The sequence below is a fragment of the Pseudomonas kribbensis genome (assembly GCF_003352185.1).
In the GTDB taxonomy this organism is placed as follows: Bacteria; Pseudomonadota; Gammaproteobacteria; order Pseudomonadales; family Pseudomonadaceae; genus Aquipseudomonas; species Aquipseudomonas kribbensis.
The window spans coordinates 3178828-3193939 of sequence record NZ_CP029608.1 but is presented as its reverse complement, the minus strand read 5'-3'; the positions used below and the strand labels follow the sequence as shown (position 1 = coordinate 3193939).

General features: G+C 59.8%; 14 protein-coding genes. 12 read left to right on the top strand and 2 right to left on the bottom strand.

Annotation, left to right across the window (positions count from 1 at the left end; all coding sequences use genetic code 11):
* Positions 1–8 precede the first annotated feature (8 nt).
* From DLD99_RS14515 to DLD99_RS14475, 9 genes are all read left to right on the top strand, one after another.
* The gene (locus tag DLD99_RS14515) at positions 9–887 is read left to right on the top strand and encodes an alpha/beta fold hydrolase (RefSeq protein WP_114883079.1); all 879 of its coding nucleotides are present in this window, start codon (positions 9–11) and stop codon (positions 885–887) included.
* Positions 888–901: 14 nt separating this feature from the next.
* Entirely contained in the window at positions 902–1690 is a 789-nt protein-coding gene (gene mhpD / locus DLD99_RS14510; protein WP_114886691.1) for a 2-keto-4-pentenoate hydratase, read from the top strand.
* Positions 1691–1702: 12 nt separating this feature from the next.
* Positions 1703–2638, top strand: a complete 936-nt coding sequence (locus DLD99_RS14505; protein WP_114883077.1) for an acetaldehyde dehydrogenase (acetylating) — start codon at positions 1703–1705, stop codon at positions 2636–2638.
* A 10-nt stretch (positions 2639–2648) separates the two neighbouring features.
* On the top strand, positions 2649–3659 hold the full coding sequence (dmpG, locus tag DLD99_RS14500; protein ID WP_114883075.1) for a 4-hydroxy-2-oxovalerate aldolase: 1011 nt from the start codon (positions 2649–2651) through the stop codon (positions 3657–3659).
* Positions 3660–3743: 84 nt separating this feature from the next.
* Entirely contained in the window at positions 3744–4955 is a 1212-nt protein-coding gene (mhpT, locus tag DLD99_RS14495) for a 3-(3-hydroxy-phenyl)propionate transporter MhpT (protein WP_114883073.1), read from the top strand.
* Positions 4956–5056: 101 nt separating this feature from the next.
* On the top strand, positions 5057–6112 hold the full coding sequence (locus DLD99_RS14490; RefSeq protein ID WP_244220741.1) for an amidohydrolase family protein: 1056 nt from the start codon (positions 5057–5059) through the stop codon (positions 6110–6112).
* Positions 6113–6215: 103 nt separating this feature from the next.
* Entirely contained in the window at positions 6216–7457 is a 1242-nt protein-coding gene (locus tag DLD99_RS14485; protein ID WP_114883029.1) for an OprD family porin, read from the top strand.
* Between the two features lie 211 nt (positions 7458–7668).
* Positions 7669–8739 carry a VOC family protein gene (locus tag DLD99_RS14480; RefSeq protein ID WP_114883027.1) on the top strand — a complete coding sequence of 357 codons (1071 nt, stop codon included), beginning with the start codon at positions 7669–7671 and terminating at the stop codon, positions 8737–8739.
* A 67-nt stretch (positions 8740–8806) separates the two neighbouring features.
* Complete coding sequence (locus DLD99_RS14475) at positions 8807–9760, top strand: fumarylacetoacetate hydrolase family protein (RefSeq protein ID WP_114883025.1); 954 nt, start codon at positions 8807–8809, stop codon at positions 9758–9760.
* On the opposite strand, the gene DLD99_RS14470 is transcribed toward DLD99_RS14475, so the two are convergent.
* Entirely contained in the window at positions 9761–11056 is a 1296-nt protein-coding gene (locus tag DLD99_RS14470; RefSeq protein WP_114883023.1) for an OmpP1/FadL family transporter, read from the bottom strand.
* A gap of 111 nt (positions 11057–11167) precedes the next feature.
* A complete protein-coding gene (locus tag DLD99_RS14465; RefSeq protein ID WP_114883022.1) occupies positions 11168–12241 on the bottom strand; it encodes an amidohydrolase family protein in 1074 nt (357 codons plus the stop codon).
* A gap of 195 nt (positions 12242–12436) precedes the next feature.
* On the opposite strand from DLD99_RS14465, the gene DLD99_RS14460 reads away from it, so the two are divergent.
* The 3 genes from DLD99_RS14460 to DLD99_RS14450 all read left to right on the top strand — a co-directional run bounded on the left by DLD99_RS14460 (position 12437) and on the right by DLD99_RS14450 (position 15101).
* Complete coding sequence (locus DLD99_RS14460; protein ID WP_114886689.1) at positions 12437–13042, top strand: TetR/AcrR family transcriptional regulator; 606 nt, start codon at positions 12437–12439, stop codon at positions 13040–13042.
* A gap of 169 nt (positions 13043–13211) precedes the next feature.
* The gene (locus tag DLD99_RS14455; protein ID WP_114883020.1) at positions 13212–14081 is read left to right on the top strand and encodes an alpha/beta hydrolase family protein; all 870 of its coding nucleotides are present in this window, start codon (positions 13212–13214) and stop codon (positions 14079–14081) included.
* Positions 14082–14090: 9 nt separating this feature from the next.
* The gene (locus DLD99_RS14450; protein WP_114883018.1) at positions 14091–15101 is read left to right on the top strand and encodes a VOC family protein; all 1011 of its coding nucleotides are present in this window, start codon (positions 14091–14093) and stop codon (positions 15099–15101) included.
* The last annotated feature ends 11 nt before the right edge of the window (positions 15102–15112 follow it).

Below are 15112 nucleotides of genomic sequence, written 5' to 3'. Positions count from 1 at the left end.
GAACTGCCATGACTGCCACTGGATTCACCGAAGCTTCCACCAGCCGCTTTGCCCGCATCAAGGAAGGCGACCTGGACCTGCAACTGCATTACAACGATGTCAGTCCAATCCCTGAAAATCCGGGCGCCGAAACCGTGGTCATGCTCCACGGCTCGGGTCCCGGTGCCAGCGGCTGGGCCAACTTTCACTGCAACATCGAGCCCTTGGTCAACGCCGGCTACCGGGTGATCCTGATGGACTGCCCTGGCTGGAGCAAAAGCGATCCGGTGGTCTGCGATGGCTCGCGCTCGGACCTCAATGCCCGCGCCCTCAAAGGCCTGATCGACGTGCTGGACCTGGACCGCGTGCACATCATCGGCAACTCCATGGGTGGCCACAGCACCGTGGCGTTCGCCCTCGCCTACCCGCAACGTATCGGCAAACTGATCCTGATGGGCGGCGGCACCGGTGGCCCGAGCGCCTTCGTCCCGCAACCCACCGAGGGCATCAAGCTGATCGGCACGCTGTACCGCGAGCCGACCATCGACAACCTGAAGAAGATGATGAACGTCTTCGTCTTCGACGCCAGCAGCATCACCGACGCGATGTTCCAGACCCGCCTGGACAACATCCTGGCGCGCCGCGACCACCTGGAAAACTTCGTCAAGAGCAGCACCCTGAACCCCAAGCAGTTCCCGGACTTCAGCCATCGCCTGCACGAGATCAAGGCCCGCACCCTGATTGTCTGGGGCCGCGAGGACCGCTTCGTGCCGATGGACACCGGCCTGCGCCTGCTGGCCGGTCTGCCCGACGCGCAACTGCATGTGTTCAACCGTTGCGGCCATTGGGCCCAGTGGGAACACGCCGACACCTACAACCGCCTGGTGCTGGATTTTCTGACCCATTGATGACCGAGGCCACCATGACCCTGACTCAAGCCACACTGGAGCAACTGGCAAGCGACCTGCGCCAGGCCCAGGCCCACGGCGAAGCCATCGCGCCTTTGCGCGAACTGATCGGCGAAGACAATGCAGACGCCGCCTACGCCATCCAGCGCCTGAACATTGCTCACGCGGTGGGCAATGGTAACCCCGTAATCGGCCGGAAGATCGGCCTGACCAATCCCAAGGTCCAGCGGCAACTGGGTGTGGATCAGCCTGACTTCGGCACCCTGCTCGCCGACATGCGCTATGACCACAACGACTGTGTGCCGATCAGTCGCGTGATGCAGCCGAAGATCGAGGCGGAAATCGCCCTGATCCTCGAGCGTGACCTGCCGAGCACCGAGACCACTTTTGCCGATGTACTGGCCGCCACCGGTTGGGTCGCTGCGGCGCTGGAAATCGTCGGCAGCCGGATCCAGAACTGGAACATCCGCTTCGTCGACACCGTGGCCGACAACGCCTCCAGTGGCTGTTTCGTCCTCGGCGAAAGCACCCGCCAGATCGACGGCCTCGACCTGCAGGCAGCCACCATGCGCATGACCCGCAACGGCGAGGAAGTATCCAGCGGCAGCGGCGCCGAATGCCTGGGACATCCACTCAACGCTGCGGTCTGGCTGGCTTGCACCATGGCCCGCCTGGGCGATCCGCTGCGCGCCGGCGACATCATTCTGACCGGCGCACTCGGGCCGATGGTCGCGGTCGCTGCCGGTGACCGTTTTGAAGCCGAGATCGACGGTATCGGTCGTGTCGCGGTCGACTTTGCATAAGGGGCAACAACCATGAACAAACTCAAAGTCGCGATCATCGGCTCGGGCAACATCGGCACCGATTTGATGATCAAGATCCTGCGTAACGCCAGGCATCTGGAAATGGCGGTGATGGTCGGCATCGACCCTGCCTCCGACGGCCTCGCCCGCGCCCAGCGTATGGGTGTGGCAGTGACACACGAAGGTGTCGAAGGCCTGGTGCGCATGGACGAGTTCAAGAACATCGATTTTGTTTTCGACGCTACCTCGGCTGGCGCCCACGTGAAGAACGATGCGTTCCTGCGCTCGGTCAAACCCGGCATCCGCCTGATAGATTTGACCCCGGCAGCCATCGGTCCGTATTGCGTGCCGGTGGTCAACCTGGAACAGAATCTGGCTCAGCCAAACGTCAACATGGTGACCTGTGGTGGCCAGGCGACTATCCCGATGGTCGCGGCGGTGTCGCGGGTGGCCAAGGTGCATTACGCCGAGATCGTCGCCTCGATCGCCAGTAAATCCGCCGGCCCCGGCACCCGTGCCAATATCGACGAGTTCACAGAAACCACTTCCAGGGCCATTGAAGTGATCGGCGGTGCAGCCAAGGGCAAGGCAATCATCGTGATGAACCCGGCCGAGCCGCCGCTGATGATGCGCGACACCGTGTTTGTGCTGTCCGAAGCCGCCGATCAGGCGCAGATAGAGGCTTCCGTCGAGGAGATGGCGGCGGCAGTGCAGGCCTATGTGCCGGGCTATCGCCTCAAGCAAAAAGTGCAGTTCGACGTGATTCCAGAACACGCGCCACTGAACATTCCGGGCCTCGGACAATTTTCCGGGCTCAAGACTTCGGTGTTCCTCGAAGTCGAAGGCGCTGCCCATTACCTGCCCGCCTACGCCGGCAACCTCGACATCATGACCTCCGCTGCCTTGGCCACCGCCGAGCGCATGGCGCAGTCGATGCAAAAGGCTTGAGGAGAATTTCATGAACGGCAAAAAACTCTACATCTCCGACGTGACCTTGCGCGACGGCAGCCATGCCATCCGACATCAGTACTCGCTGCAAAATGTTCAGGACATCGCCCGCGCACTGGACAAGGCCAGGGTCGATTCGATCGAGGTGGCTCACGGCGATGGCCTGCAAGGGTCGAGCTTCAACTATGGCTTCGCCGCACACACCGATCTGGAATGGATCGAAGCGGCCGCCGACGTGATCCAGCACGCGAAGATCACCACCTTGCTGTTACCCGGCATCGGCACCGTGCATGACCTTAAGGCCGCCTACAACGCCGGAGCCCGGGTGGTGCGCATCGCCACCCATTGCACCGAAGCGGATGTCTCGAAACAGCACATCGAGTACGCCCGCGAGCTGGGCATGGACACCGTCGGTTTTTTGATGATGAGCCACATGATCCCGGCCGAGCAGCTCGCCGCGCAGGCCAGGCTGATGGAAAGCTACGGCGCGACCTGCGTGTACATGGCCGACTCCGGTGGTGCAATGAACATGCAGGACGTGCGCGATCGTTTCCGCGCGTTCAAGGCGGTGCTCAAGCCGGAAACGGAGACGGGGATGCATGCCCACCACAATCTGTCGCTCGGCGTGGCCAACTCGATCACCGCTGTCGAGGAAGGCTGCGACCGCATTGACGCCAGTCTCGCCGGTATGGGTGCCGGCGCCGGCAATGCGCCGCTGGAAGTGTTCATCGCCGCCGCCGAGCGCCTGGGCTGGAACCACGGCACCGACCTCTACACCCTGATGGACGCCGCCGACGACATCGTGCGTCCGTTGCAGGACCGGCCGGTGCGGGTCGATCGCGAAACCTTGGCCCTCGGTTTCGCCGGGGTCTACTCCAGCTTCCTGCGCCACGCCGAAATTGCCGCCGCCAAATACGGCCTCAAGACCCTCGACATTCTTGTCGAGCTGGGCAAGCGGCGCATGGTCGGCGGCCAGGAAGACATGATCGTCGACGTCGCGCTGGACCTGCTCAAACGCTGACCCCTGTACCACCCCGGCCGACCGTCCACGCAGCGGTCGGTCGGTTCTGCTTTGCCCATTACAACAATAAAACGGGTACTTCCCATGACATCGCTGAACGTGACAACCACCACGCTGTACATGGCACGGACCATCAGTCTTTGCTTCCTCGTCGCCCTCATGGAAGGCCTCGACCTGCAAGCCTCGGGGATCGCCGCCCAAGGCATGGCGGCAGCCTTCCAGCTGGACAAACTGCACATGGGCTGGGTCTTCAGCGCCGGGATTTTCGGTCTGTTGCCCGGTGCATTCCTCGGTGGCCTGCTGGCCGATCGCATCGGCCGCAAACGGGTACTGATGGCCTCGGTGGCACTGTTCGGGCTGTTCTCCCTGATCACGGCCATGGCCTGGGACTTCAACAGTTTGATGATTGCCCGTTGCCTCACCGGCGTGGGGCTCGGTGCCGCCCTGCCCAACCTGATCGCCCTGACCAGTGAAGTGGCCGGCCCGCGTCTGCGTGGCACTGCCGTCAGCCTGATGTACTGCGGCGTGCCGCTGGGTGCGGCGCTGGCAGCCAGCATCGGCATCGCTGAGCTCGCCGGAGGCGGCTGGCAGGTAGTGTTCTACGTCGGTGGCGTGGTGCCGCTGTTGATCGTGCCGCTGTTGGGGCTGTATCTGCCGGAGTCGGCGCAGTTTCGCAACGCCCGTGAATCTGCCCCGACCGGAGTGGTCCGGGGTCTGTTCCGAGAAGGAGCGGCGCTGCCGACGCTAATGATCTGGGTCAGTTACTTCTTCACCCTGATGGTGGTGTACATCCTGATCAACTGGTTGCCCAGCCTGTTGGTCGGCCAGGGCTTCAGCGGCCGCCAGGCCAGTTGGGTCATGCTGGCACTGCAGTTTGGCGCGGCCTTCGGCACCTTGTTGCTGGGTTGGGTGATGGACCGGTTGCCGGCCTGGGCCCTGTCCGCGCTGATCTACGTCGGCATTCTCGGTTCACTGATGGCTCTGGGTCTGGCCAGTCGGTGGGAAAGCATGCTGGCAGCCGGTTTCGTCGCCGGTTTCTTTGCCACCGGCGGTCAATGCGTGCTGTATGCCCTGGCACCGCACTTCTATCGTCCGTCGATCCGCGCCACAGGCGTCGGCAGCGCCGTCGCCATCGGCCGCCTGGGTGCCATGAGCGGCCCTTTGGTCGCCGGCAAAATGCTCGCACTCGGCACCGGCACCACCGGGGTGATGATGGCTTCGGCACCAGGCATCGTCATCGCCGCCCTGGCGATGTTCTACCTGTCGGTACGGCGCAACGGCGCTCAAATCGACTGAAACCCCTTTCTCGAACCCCGTGCAAGAACAGTACGGGGTTGCTCCATAACCCTGAATTGAACACCGCCCTGTTCAAATTCGTCGCTGACAAGGAAACCGCCATGAAACGCAGAGACTTCCTGAACGCTACAGGCGTAGCCATTTCCACAGGTGCTGTCATGTCCGTAATGCCTGCCGTCGCTTCTACCGCTGCACCGTTTTCGGATGGAATGATCAACGCGAATGCCCGGCGCATTGACGTACACCATCACTTCGTTCCGGATTTCTGGGCTGCCGACCTGGCTAAAAATGGCGGCGATCCGTCAGGCTGGAAAATGCCAGCCTGGAACCCCGTCTCGGACATCGAGTTCATGGACAGCCTGGGTATCGACATGGCCATGCTCTCGCTCACTGCGCCGGGTGTCGCGGGCTGGAAGGGGCAAGCGGCGCTGGACATGGCGCGTCGCGTCAATGAATACGCCGCGCAACTTGCCAGTGATCATAAAGGGCGCTTTGGCAGCTTTGTGACCCTGCCGATGCAAGACATCGAAGGTGCCTTGAAAGAGCTGGAACACGCCATGACGGTGTTGAAAGCCGAAGGCGTGATTCTGCTTTCAAATTACGACGGTCTCTACCTGGGCGACGCCCACTTCGATCCGGTCTGGCAGGCTTTGGAAGCCTACAAGGCTGTGGTGCTCATCCACCCAACTCAACCCAGGCTGGAGCTTATCCCTGGCATTCCTGGCCCCACGGCCGATTATCCTTTTGATACGACCCGCGCGGCACTGAGCCTGCTGGCGAATCGAGTACCTGCCAAATACCCTGACGTCAAAATCATTCTGTCCCACGCTGGGGGGTTCATTCCCTACGGGGCTGACCGATTTGCGCAAAGCCTGGGCAATCTTGGCCTGGGATTTACCCCTCAAGAACTGATCAGCCAGATGCAGAACTTCTATTTCGATACTGCACTGTCCGCCAGTGCGACCGTGCTGCCGAGCCTGATGGCGTTCGCGCGCCCCGGCCATGTGCTTTTTGGCAGTGACATACCCTATGCAATCAACGACAAGGTGAAATGGTTCACACGTAACCTGGACACTTACCAGGGTTTCTCCAAAGGTCAGTTAAGTGCCATCAATCGTCAATCCGGCCTGACGTTATTTCCCCATCTAAAAAACTGAACACGCAATAAATCCACCTCGCCGACCTCGTTTGTCGGCGAGGCGGATTCGTTCGCCTTTCATTCAGTACACGCCTATCAATAACAACAAAATGAAGGCCAAAATGAATAAATATTTCGTACTGACGACCCTCGTCGCCATGAGTTCATCCTTGCAGGCAAATGACTTCATCAGCGATAGCTCTGCAAAACTGACGTTACGCAACTTCTATTACGATAGGGATTATCGCGATGGCAGTGGCCAGTCCCAGGCACAAGAGTGGGCACAGGGTTTCATATTCAACTATGCCTCGGGCTATACCGAAGGCACGATCGGTTTGGGTTTGAATGCCGTCGGAATGCTCGGCGTGAAGCTTGATTCAGGCCCTGGTAGAACCGGCACCGGAATACTGGCGTATAACGCCTCGACTCACGAAGTTGCAGATGATTATTCCAAATTCGGCCTGGCTGCCAAGGCGCGCTACTCAAAGACAGAGGTGCAACTGGGCACACTGCAACCCTTGATGCCTGTGTTGCTGGCTAACACCATGCGGTTGTTCCCGCCTTTACTGCGGGGGGGCTACCTGACGTCCAAAGAAATGGATGGGTTAACGTTGCATGTTGCGCATCTGGATCGCATCAAATATCGCGACTCCACTGATTTTGAACCCATGGCAATCGCCAATCCCAACCGCCGATTCAAGGCCGGGGCGACCTCAAACGATTTGAATATTGTCGGGGCTGACTACAACTGGTCGAAAACCCTTACTACCCGCTATTACCACGCCACCCTTAACGATCTGTATGAGCAGGACTATATCGACCTGGTGCATTTCCTGGACCTTGGGCACAGCCGTTTAAAGACCGATTTACGTTATTTCAACAGTCGTGAAAACGGCAATGAAAAAGCGGGAGCCGTCGATAACCAAACGTTGAGCAGTTTGTTTACGTGGCTGGCGGGTGCTCATTCCCTGGGCGTGGGTTACATGCAACTCACGGGCGATACGGCCCTGCCCTACGTTTCAGGTACGAGTGTCAACGTCAACACCGAAGGCGCATTGGTCTCCGAGTTCGTTAATCCCAACGAGCGTGTGATGCAAATCCGGTACGACTACGACTTTGCGGCTTTAGGCATTCCCGGGCTGCGCGGTATGTGGCGCTACATCAAGGGCGATCACATTGAACTGCCGGGCGATGCCGTCGGCAGCAAAGAGCGTGAACGTGGAATCGAGCTCTCCTACGTGATTCAAAGCGGCACGTTCAAGGATGTGGCATTCAGGATTCGTCAAGCCGACTACAACAGTGACTTTGCGCGTAACGTCGGCGAGTTGAGGGTCAATGTGGATTACTCTGTCCAATTGTGGTGAGTATGAAACGGGAGCTTTCGGGCAAAAGCAGACAGTCAATGTTCGCGGGTCTGATTTCTTGAGATCAGAAGAGACCTTCACAAAATCGATCTCGGCCTGGTCCGGAAAATTTATGTTTTCCGGCTCCCACCAAGGCGACATATTTGACTCAAATTGAACGATCGTGTTCAACTTGCGCTGCGCCACACTCTCGCGTCCAGAGGCTCCCATAGTGAAGCTCAATCCCGCACAGCCAGCACGCCACGACGCTCCCACCGTACGCGCTCGCGCACTGACTCATCTGATTTTCGAACGGCCGGATCTGGAACGGACCGAGCGCTTTCTTCAGGACTTCGGGCTGCTGACGGTTCTGCGCAATGCGGATCTGCTGCTTTTGCGTGGCACCGGACCGACGCCCTATTGCTATCGCGTACATCGCGGCAAGAAGCCACGTTTTATTGGTTTCGGTCTGAGTGTCGGTTCGCGCGCAGACCTGGAGCGTCTGAGCTTGCTACCACAAGCCTCACCCATCATGCCGTGCGATCACCCCGGCGGTGGCGAACAAGTCATCTTGCGCGACCCGTCGGGTTTTCTCGTCGAGGCCCTTCATGGTCAGTCAGTGGTTGGCGCCCGGCCCCATCGCCCGGCCTTGCCGCTCAACCTCGGGGATAGCGTGGTGCGCGTCAATGCAACCCAGCGTCCGCCAATGGTTCCCCCGGAGATCATTCGCCTTGGCCATCTCGTGCTGGAAGTGGCGGACTTCCAGCGCACCTGCGCCTGGTACACACAACACTTCGGATTCATTCCCAGCGACGTGCAGTTGCTGCCTGACGGTTCGCCGGCGGTGGCCTTCCTGCGTCTGAATCTGGGCGACACGCCAGCCGACCATCACACGCTGGCCTTGGCCCAGGGATTCATGCCGGCCTACAGCCATAGCGCTTATGAGGTGGTCGACCTGGACGCCGTCGGCATGGGCCAGAAGGTTCTTCGGGATCGGGGTTGGCGCCATGCCTGGGGTATTGGCCGGCATATTCTTGGAAGCCAGATCTTCGATTACTGGCAGGACCCGTTCGGCGACAAGCACGAGCACTATTGTGATGGTGACCGGTTCACTGCCGACCAGCCCACAGGTCTGCACAGTGTCAGTGCAGCGGCGATGTCCCAGTGGGGCGAATCCATGCCCAGAAGTTTTACCAAACCGAAACTGACACCGGCGAATGTTCTTTCCTTGTTCCGCCATCTTCGCCGCAGTCCGGATCTGAGCGTGCGCAAGCTGATCACACTGGCACGCCTGTTCGCCTGATTTTGCAGCGTCGCAAACCACACGAGGTTGGCGCTGGCCCCCTCCTCCCCCCCCAGGAGTCGTTGTCATGGCTGTGCAGGTTGTCCGTTTCGAATATCAGAACACCGTCCAATGGGGACGTATTCACAATCAGCGCATCACGCCCGTTTCTGGGCAATACGCGACAACCGGCGAGTTCATCCGGCAAGTCAGCATCGAGCAGTTGCGCGACCTGAAGAGCCCGACACTCGAACTCAATCAAGTGCGGCTGCTCTCCCCGGTCACCCGCAACCAGCAGTTTGTCTGTCAGGGTGCCAACTACCGTCAGCACATGATCGAGTCCGGGATGGATCCGGACGCCAAGTCGTACAACATGATGTTTACCAAGGCAGCCAGTTGCATTTGCCCGGCCGACAGCGACCTGATCAAGCCACGCCATGTCCGCTTTCTCGACTACGAGATTGAACTGGGCCTGGTCATGCGCAGCGACATCAACGGCCCGGTCCAGATTGACGACAGCAACCTGCACCAGTTCGTGGCCGGACTGGTCATCGTCAATGACTATTCGGCGAGGGACATCCAGATTCCGCAGATGCAGTTCTACAAAGGCAAAAGCTTCCGCACCTTCGGTCCGGTCGGACCTTATTTGTGTCTGTTGGAAGCCAACCAGATGCATTACCTCAAGGCCTTGCAGCTGCGCCTGACCGTCAACGACCAACTGCGCCAAGACGACAATACCGCGAACATGGTTTACACCCCTGCGCAGACCCTGACAGAACTGTCTGCCGTGCAAGACCTCGCGGCCGGAGACCTGATTGCCACAGGCACTCCCGCCGGCTGTGCGCTGGCCATTCCATCACCCGCCACCCAGCGCATTGCCGCCCTGCTGCCCGAGGCCCTCAAGTGGAAACTGTTTCTGAAGGCCCAGGCTAGCCGCGAGCGCTACCTCAAGCCGGGCGACAGGGTTGAGGCGCGAATCCGCAGCGCGGACGGCATTGTCGATCTGGGTGTCCAACGCAATCTTGTCGTCGAGCAAGACTGATCAGAAGCTGTGATTCAACTGCAGCCCAAGGCCATTGACCGTGTTCTGGTAGGTGGCGCTATAACCCGGACGCAGCCCACCCTGGGACGTGTCCTGTGAAACTTTCACCGGATCTTCGTGGATATAGCCGTATCCCAGATCCAGAGAAGTCTGATCGGTCATCTGCCAGTTCAGGCCAACCGTGAAAATCTTCCGGTCTCCCGTTGGTGCACGGGTGGACGTGTACTGATTGGGCATCGGCGTCGGCTCATAGGCGATCCCGCCACGAACCTTCCATTGCTTGTTCAGGCGATAGGACATGCCGGTGGAGAACGACCAGGTATCACGCCACTTCAGGGTTTCGAGGATCGTATCGAAAGGGCCATAGGCCTGTGGCACACCGGAGTTCAGCACCCTTAATTCCTGCACGCGGCTCCAGCGACTCCACAACGCGCCGGCGGAGACATCCAGTCGATCGTTGATGCGCCAGGTCGCCGAGGCATCGACCGTTTCCGGTGAAGTGAAATCCAGGCTCGCGTCATATTTACCGTTGAGCCCCGGCAGCCCCAGCGCAGGGATCGGTGCCAGCAATCCATTGGCACCTGAGACCTTGGTCTTTCCGCTCAGCTTGTAATCGACTCTGGAGTGATAGGTGAGCCCCAGGGTCAGGTCGTCGAGCGGGTCGAACAGGATGCCCAGACTGAAGCCCATGGCCGTGTCGTCGCCGGTGACTTTGACAGTCCCGTCGCCCTGCCCGCCCACCGCGCTGTTGGCGATCTTGCTTTCGAGCAGCCCGTCGATGCGGTTGATCGTCGGCCCAAAACCCACGGACAGTCGATCATTGATCCGGTAACTGACCGTCGGCTGCAAGGTGACAACCTTCACCTGAGTCTGCGAGCTGCGGTAGCGTCCCTGGAAGTTGCTTTCGTAGTCCGTGCTCCCGCCAAACGGGGCGTAAACCCCGAAACCCACGTGCCAGTCCTCGTTGAGTTGCAGCGTGTAGAAGCCCGACGGCACGACGATCGGATCAGGCACCATATCGCCGTGCGAAGTGCCCGACACCGTGGTATTGACGTTGCTGATGCGCGAACTGACATCAATGAAACTGAGACCGCCACTGACGTGTTCACCCGCCAGGCGGGACATGCCGGCGGGGTTGCCGTAAACGATCGAGGCGTCCTGGACATCAGAAGCCCGACCGGAATAAGCCTTGCCTCCCGAGCTGATGCTCTGTTCGTTGATTTGCAGGCCGTTGGCCAGGAGTTGAGTGGAGGTGAGGCAAAGCCCCAGCACACAAAGCTGATTTCTTATTGTCATGATCTGGCTCTTGTTATTTTTTTGGCGGGCGCGAACACCCAAGGCACGCGGATGGATCGTTGGATTCAATGATGAGATAGGTCGCCGGCCATCCATGGCGACGGTTTTGGTTCAGCGTTTGCGCATCCGCTCTGCCAGCGCACCGATCGGTCGGGTCATGCTGCGTCGCAAGCGTTGAGAGAAGGATTCGCCCTCATAAATCGGCGCCGGGGCAACCACTTCATTGGGCTGGCTGTACTGCGGAAAAAGACTGAGTGCATGGGCACGGTTGATGCCATGCATGATCGCCGGCGACCACATCTCCAGGCTTTCCAGCGTCCGGCACTGCAGCGCCGTGGCGGGAGCCGGAGCGAAGGGAAAGTCACTGCCGAAAAGAATGTGTGACGGTTCCACCAGTTCCTTGAGCGCCGCCATGGAATAAGGTGATGGTGACAACGCCGTGTCGAAGTAAAAGCGACGGATGTAGGTCATGACGCCTTGCGGCGCGTGCTGCTGAAATTCCGGCAACATGTTGGCCAGCGAGACACGCCAGGCCACAAACGGCAGGAAGCCGCCGGAGTGGGACAGAATCCAGCGAATGCCGGGATAGCGCTCCATGGTCCCGCTGAGGATCAGATTGACCGCCGCGCGCGTGGTATCGCAGAGAAACTCGATGAGAAATCCCGGGGTCTGCAGACCGATGCTTTCGCTGGTCTGGTGCATGTTGGGATGGATGAATACCACGGCTTTTCGGCGGTCGAGTTCGGCCATCAGTTCGTCGAAGCGCGGATCACCCAAAAACACCCCGTCGGTGCTGCCCAGCAAAACAATGCCCTCGGCCTTGAGTACGTCCAGCGCATAGACGGCTTCACGGCAGGCGGCCTCGGTGAACGGCATCGGCAGCACCGCGAAGTTGCCGAAGCGGCTCGGGTAGCGCGTGCGCATCTGCGCGGCGAACTCGTTGCAGCGTCGCGCCAGCTCGCTGGCCTGTTGGACCCCGTCACCGAAGTGGACGCCGGGCGCAGACAGCGAGGTGATCGCCCGCTCGATGCCGTTCGCATCCATCACCTCAATGGATTTTTCCGGGGTCCAGTCTGGCAGAGGCGCTCCCGCAACGGAGTGCAGCCCTCTGGCATTCATCGCATCGACGAATGCGGGTGGAATGATGTGATGGTGGACATCGATACGGCCTTGCTTGATTGACATGCTGACTCTCTTGTTTGGGCTTCGACCGAGCGCCTGCGGCCACTGGGAAAAGAACCGTGCTCGGTGGGCGTACAACTTTCGAGATCAATATTGAACATTTGTGTTCAATCATGTCAATGATCGACAAACGCTGATTTGCTTTATTTTGAACGCGCTTGTTCAATGTCCGGAATCTCTCCGTTGGAGCTCATTGCTTTGAAACTCAGTCCCGTGCAGAAGCGCATCCATGAAGCTGCGATCCGGCTGTTTGTCGAGAAACGTGTCGAAGAGGTCAATGTCAGCGAACTGGCACAGATCGCCGGGGTAGCGCGCGGCACGATCTACAACAACCTCAACTCGGTGGAGACGCTGTTCGAAGATGTCGCCAGCCAGCTCAGTGCCGAAATGAACGACAGGGCCGCGCGCAGTACAGATCCCCATGCGTCCCCTGCCGTCCGCCTGGCCACCGGTATCCGCCTGTATATCCGCCGCGCCCATGAAGAGCCGCACTGGGGAGCCTTCATCGTGCGCTACGGGGCCAGCAATGAGACGTTGCAACAGATGTGGAGCGGTCCGCCCATGCACGATGTGCTCAGCGGCCTGAGCAGTGAGCAATACAGCTTTCGACAGGAGCAACTGCCTTCGGTAATGGCGATGATCGGAGGTGGCGTACTGGGGGCCACGATGCTGGTACTTCAGGGTCACAAGACCTGGCGCGACGCGGGTTCCGATATGGCCGAATTCGTACTCAGGGCGCTCGGCGTGCCGGTCGATGAAGCGCGCGGCATCGCTACTCAGGATCTGCCCCTTCTCGCAGCCTGATGTCCTCCGCTGATTTTTCTTGAGCCAGATCCCTTGGGGAATCTGGCTTTTTTATTGCCCGCAAAAAGACAATTGAACACTGTTGTTCAATTCTAATCTTGAGTGTTAGAGTCTGCCGCAAGCACTGACCCACCGCCCGGGTCGTAGTGCCTTACGCCAGGAACTGACAATGAACAATAAAGAACCTCTTCCTGCCCTGACCTCGCGAACGGTACAAGTGGGTCGTCGGCAGATTTTCATCAGCGAAACGGGCGTCGGCCATCCCCTGCTGATGCTTCACGGTGGCGGAGCGGGAGCCTCGGGGCTCTCCAACTACTCGCGCAATATCGAATCCCTTGCCCGGCAGTTCCGGGTCATTGTGGTCGACATGCCCGGTTACGGCCGATCCACCAAAGGTGTGGATCGCAAAGACCCCTTCGGCGATCTGGCGGGGGCGATGCTCGGCCTGCTCGACACTCTGAACATCAGCAGCGCCCACGTGGTGGGCAACTCGTTGGGTGGTGCCTGTGCCTTGCGCATGGCGCTGGATGCACCCGGCCGGGTGTCGGCTCTGGTGCTGATGGGCCCCGGTGGCGTCAATACCACTCGCAGTCTGCCGACACCGGGTCTCAAGCTGTTGCTCGACTACTACAACGGTGAAGGCCCGACACTGGCCAAGATCACGCGTTTTATCCGCGACTACCTGGTGTATGACGGCAGCCAGGTCAGTGACGAGATGATCCGCGAGCGTTTCGAGGCGAGTATCGACTCGCAGGTCGTTGCAGCCCCTCCCCTGCGCCGGCCAACGGGCATTCCCCGGTTCTCGCGCTGGGACTTCACCCGCGATTCACGCCTCAAGCATTGCCAGGTTCCGACCCTCGTGCTCTGGGGCGCGGACGACAAGGTCAATCGTCCCAGCGGCGGCGAGGCGCTGCGCAGTCGCATGCCGGATTGCAACCTCTACCTGTTCAGCCGGACCGGTCATTGGGTGCAGTGGGAACGCGCGGACGAATTCAACTCCGTGACCCTGGCGTTCCTCGCCAGTCGCACAGCGCGCTGAGTTGTCGTCATGAATAATCAAGCAACGATCAGTCGAACAACGCCGGACATCTTCGGCGCCAGCAGCATGGGCTATGCATTGATCGAGTCCCGCCACCTGGCGCGTTGGCGTGAGCTGCTCCAGCACGGCATCGGCCTGCACCTGGCCAGTTCGGACGAGCAAACCCTGGCTTTTCGTATGGATCAACACCAGCGGCGGATCATTATCCAGCGCGGTCCGCAGGAAGATTTTCTTGCCGTCGGCTGGCAATTACGCGACCAGTCCACCCTCGATGAAGTGCTCAAGCGCCTGCAACGCCTCGGTATCGAAGCGCAGCCCAGCCAACCGGAAGAAGCCGCACAACGTGGGGTGAAAAGGTTCTGGCGGGTGCTCGGCCCCAAACGCATGGCCGTCGAGCTGTTCTGGGAACCGCTGCTGAGCGACAAGCCACTGAACATGCTCAGTGCAGGTTTCATCACCGGTTCCGCCGGGATGGGCCACCTGGCGATCACCTCGCGCAAGCCAAAGCAGATGCAGCGTTTCTGGCAGGAAATATTTGATGCCAGAGCCAGCGACCACATCGTCGAGCGGATTGCCGGAGTGACCCTGGACATTGATTTCTTCCGGGTCAACGAACGTCACCACTCGATTGCCATCGCCCGTTTGCGTGGCCTGCCGATGGATCCGATTCGTACCCGTGTGCAGCACATGAACCTGCTGACCACCTCGGTCAGCGAACTGACCAACGCCTATTTGCGCTGCCGCACGCTCGGTTTCGAAATGGCCCACGAAATCGGTGAGCACCCCAACGACCGTGAGCAATCGTTCTACGTGATGAGCCCCAGCGGTTTCGAGCTGGAACTGGGTTGCAACGCCAGGGTGGTCGATGAGGCTCTTTGGCGCACAACCTCCTATCAAGGCATCAGCCTTTGGGGGCATCGCCCGGAGAAAAGCGGTGCCTGGCACACGTTGACCACCAATCTGGGCAACTTCGCCCGCGGCACACGTTCGTTGCTCAAGCCCGAATATTCACCGCTGTAAGAGAGATATCG

Bases quoted from the DNA above. Each gene is read 5' to 3' on its own strand.
- mhpD (WP_114886691.1), top strand. From the start codon at position 902: ATGACCCTGACTCAAGCCACACTGGAGCAACTGGCAAGCGACCTGCGC.
- DLD99_RS14455 (WP_114883020.1), top strand. From the start codon at position 13,212: ATGAACAATAAAGAACCTCTTCCTGCCCTGACCTCGCGAACGGTACAA.
- dmpG (WP_114883075.1), top strand. From the start codon at position 2,649: ATGAACGGCAAAAAACTCTACATCTCCGACGTGACCTTGCGCGACGGC.
- DLD99_RS14515 (WP_114883079.1), top strand. From the start codon at position 9: ATGACTGCCACTGGATTCACCGAAGCTTCCACCAGCCGCTTTGCCCGC.
- DLD99_RS14465 (WP_114883022.1), bottom strand. From the start codon at position 12,241: ATGTCAATCAAGCAAGGCCGTATCGATGTCCACCATCACATCATTCCA.
- DLD99_RS14450 (WP_114883018.1), top strand. From the start codon at position 14,091: ATGAATAATCAAGCAACGATCAGTCGAACAACGCCGGACATCTTCGGC.
- DLD99_RS14485 (WP_114883029.1), top strand. From the start codon at position 6,216: ATGAATAAATATTTCGTACTGACGACCCTCGTCGCCATGAGTTCATCC.
- DLD99_RS14490 (WP_244220741.1), top strand. From the start codon at position 5,057: ATGAAACGCAGAGACTTCCTGAACGCTACAGGCGTAGCCATTTCCACA.
- DLD99_RS14470 (WP_114883023.1), bottom strand. From the start codon at position 11,056: ATGACAATAAGAAATCAGCTTTGTGTGCTGGGGCTTTGCCTCACCTCC.
- mhpT (WP_114883073.1), top strand. From the start codon at position 3,744: ATGACATCGCTGAACGTGACAACCACCACGCTGTACATGGCACGGACC.
- DLD99_RS14505 (WP_114883077.1), top strand. From the start codon at position 1,703: ATGAACAAACTCAAAGTCGCGATCATCGGCTCGGGCAACATCGGCACC.
- DLD99_RS14475 (WP_114883025.1), top strand. From the start codon at position 8,807: ATGGCTGTGCAGGTTGTCCGTTTCGAATATCAGAACACCGTCCAATGG.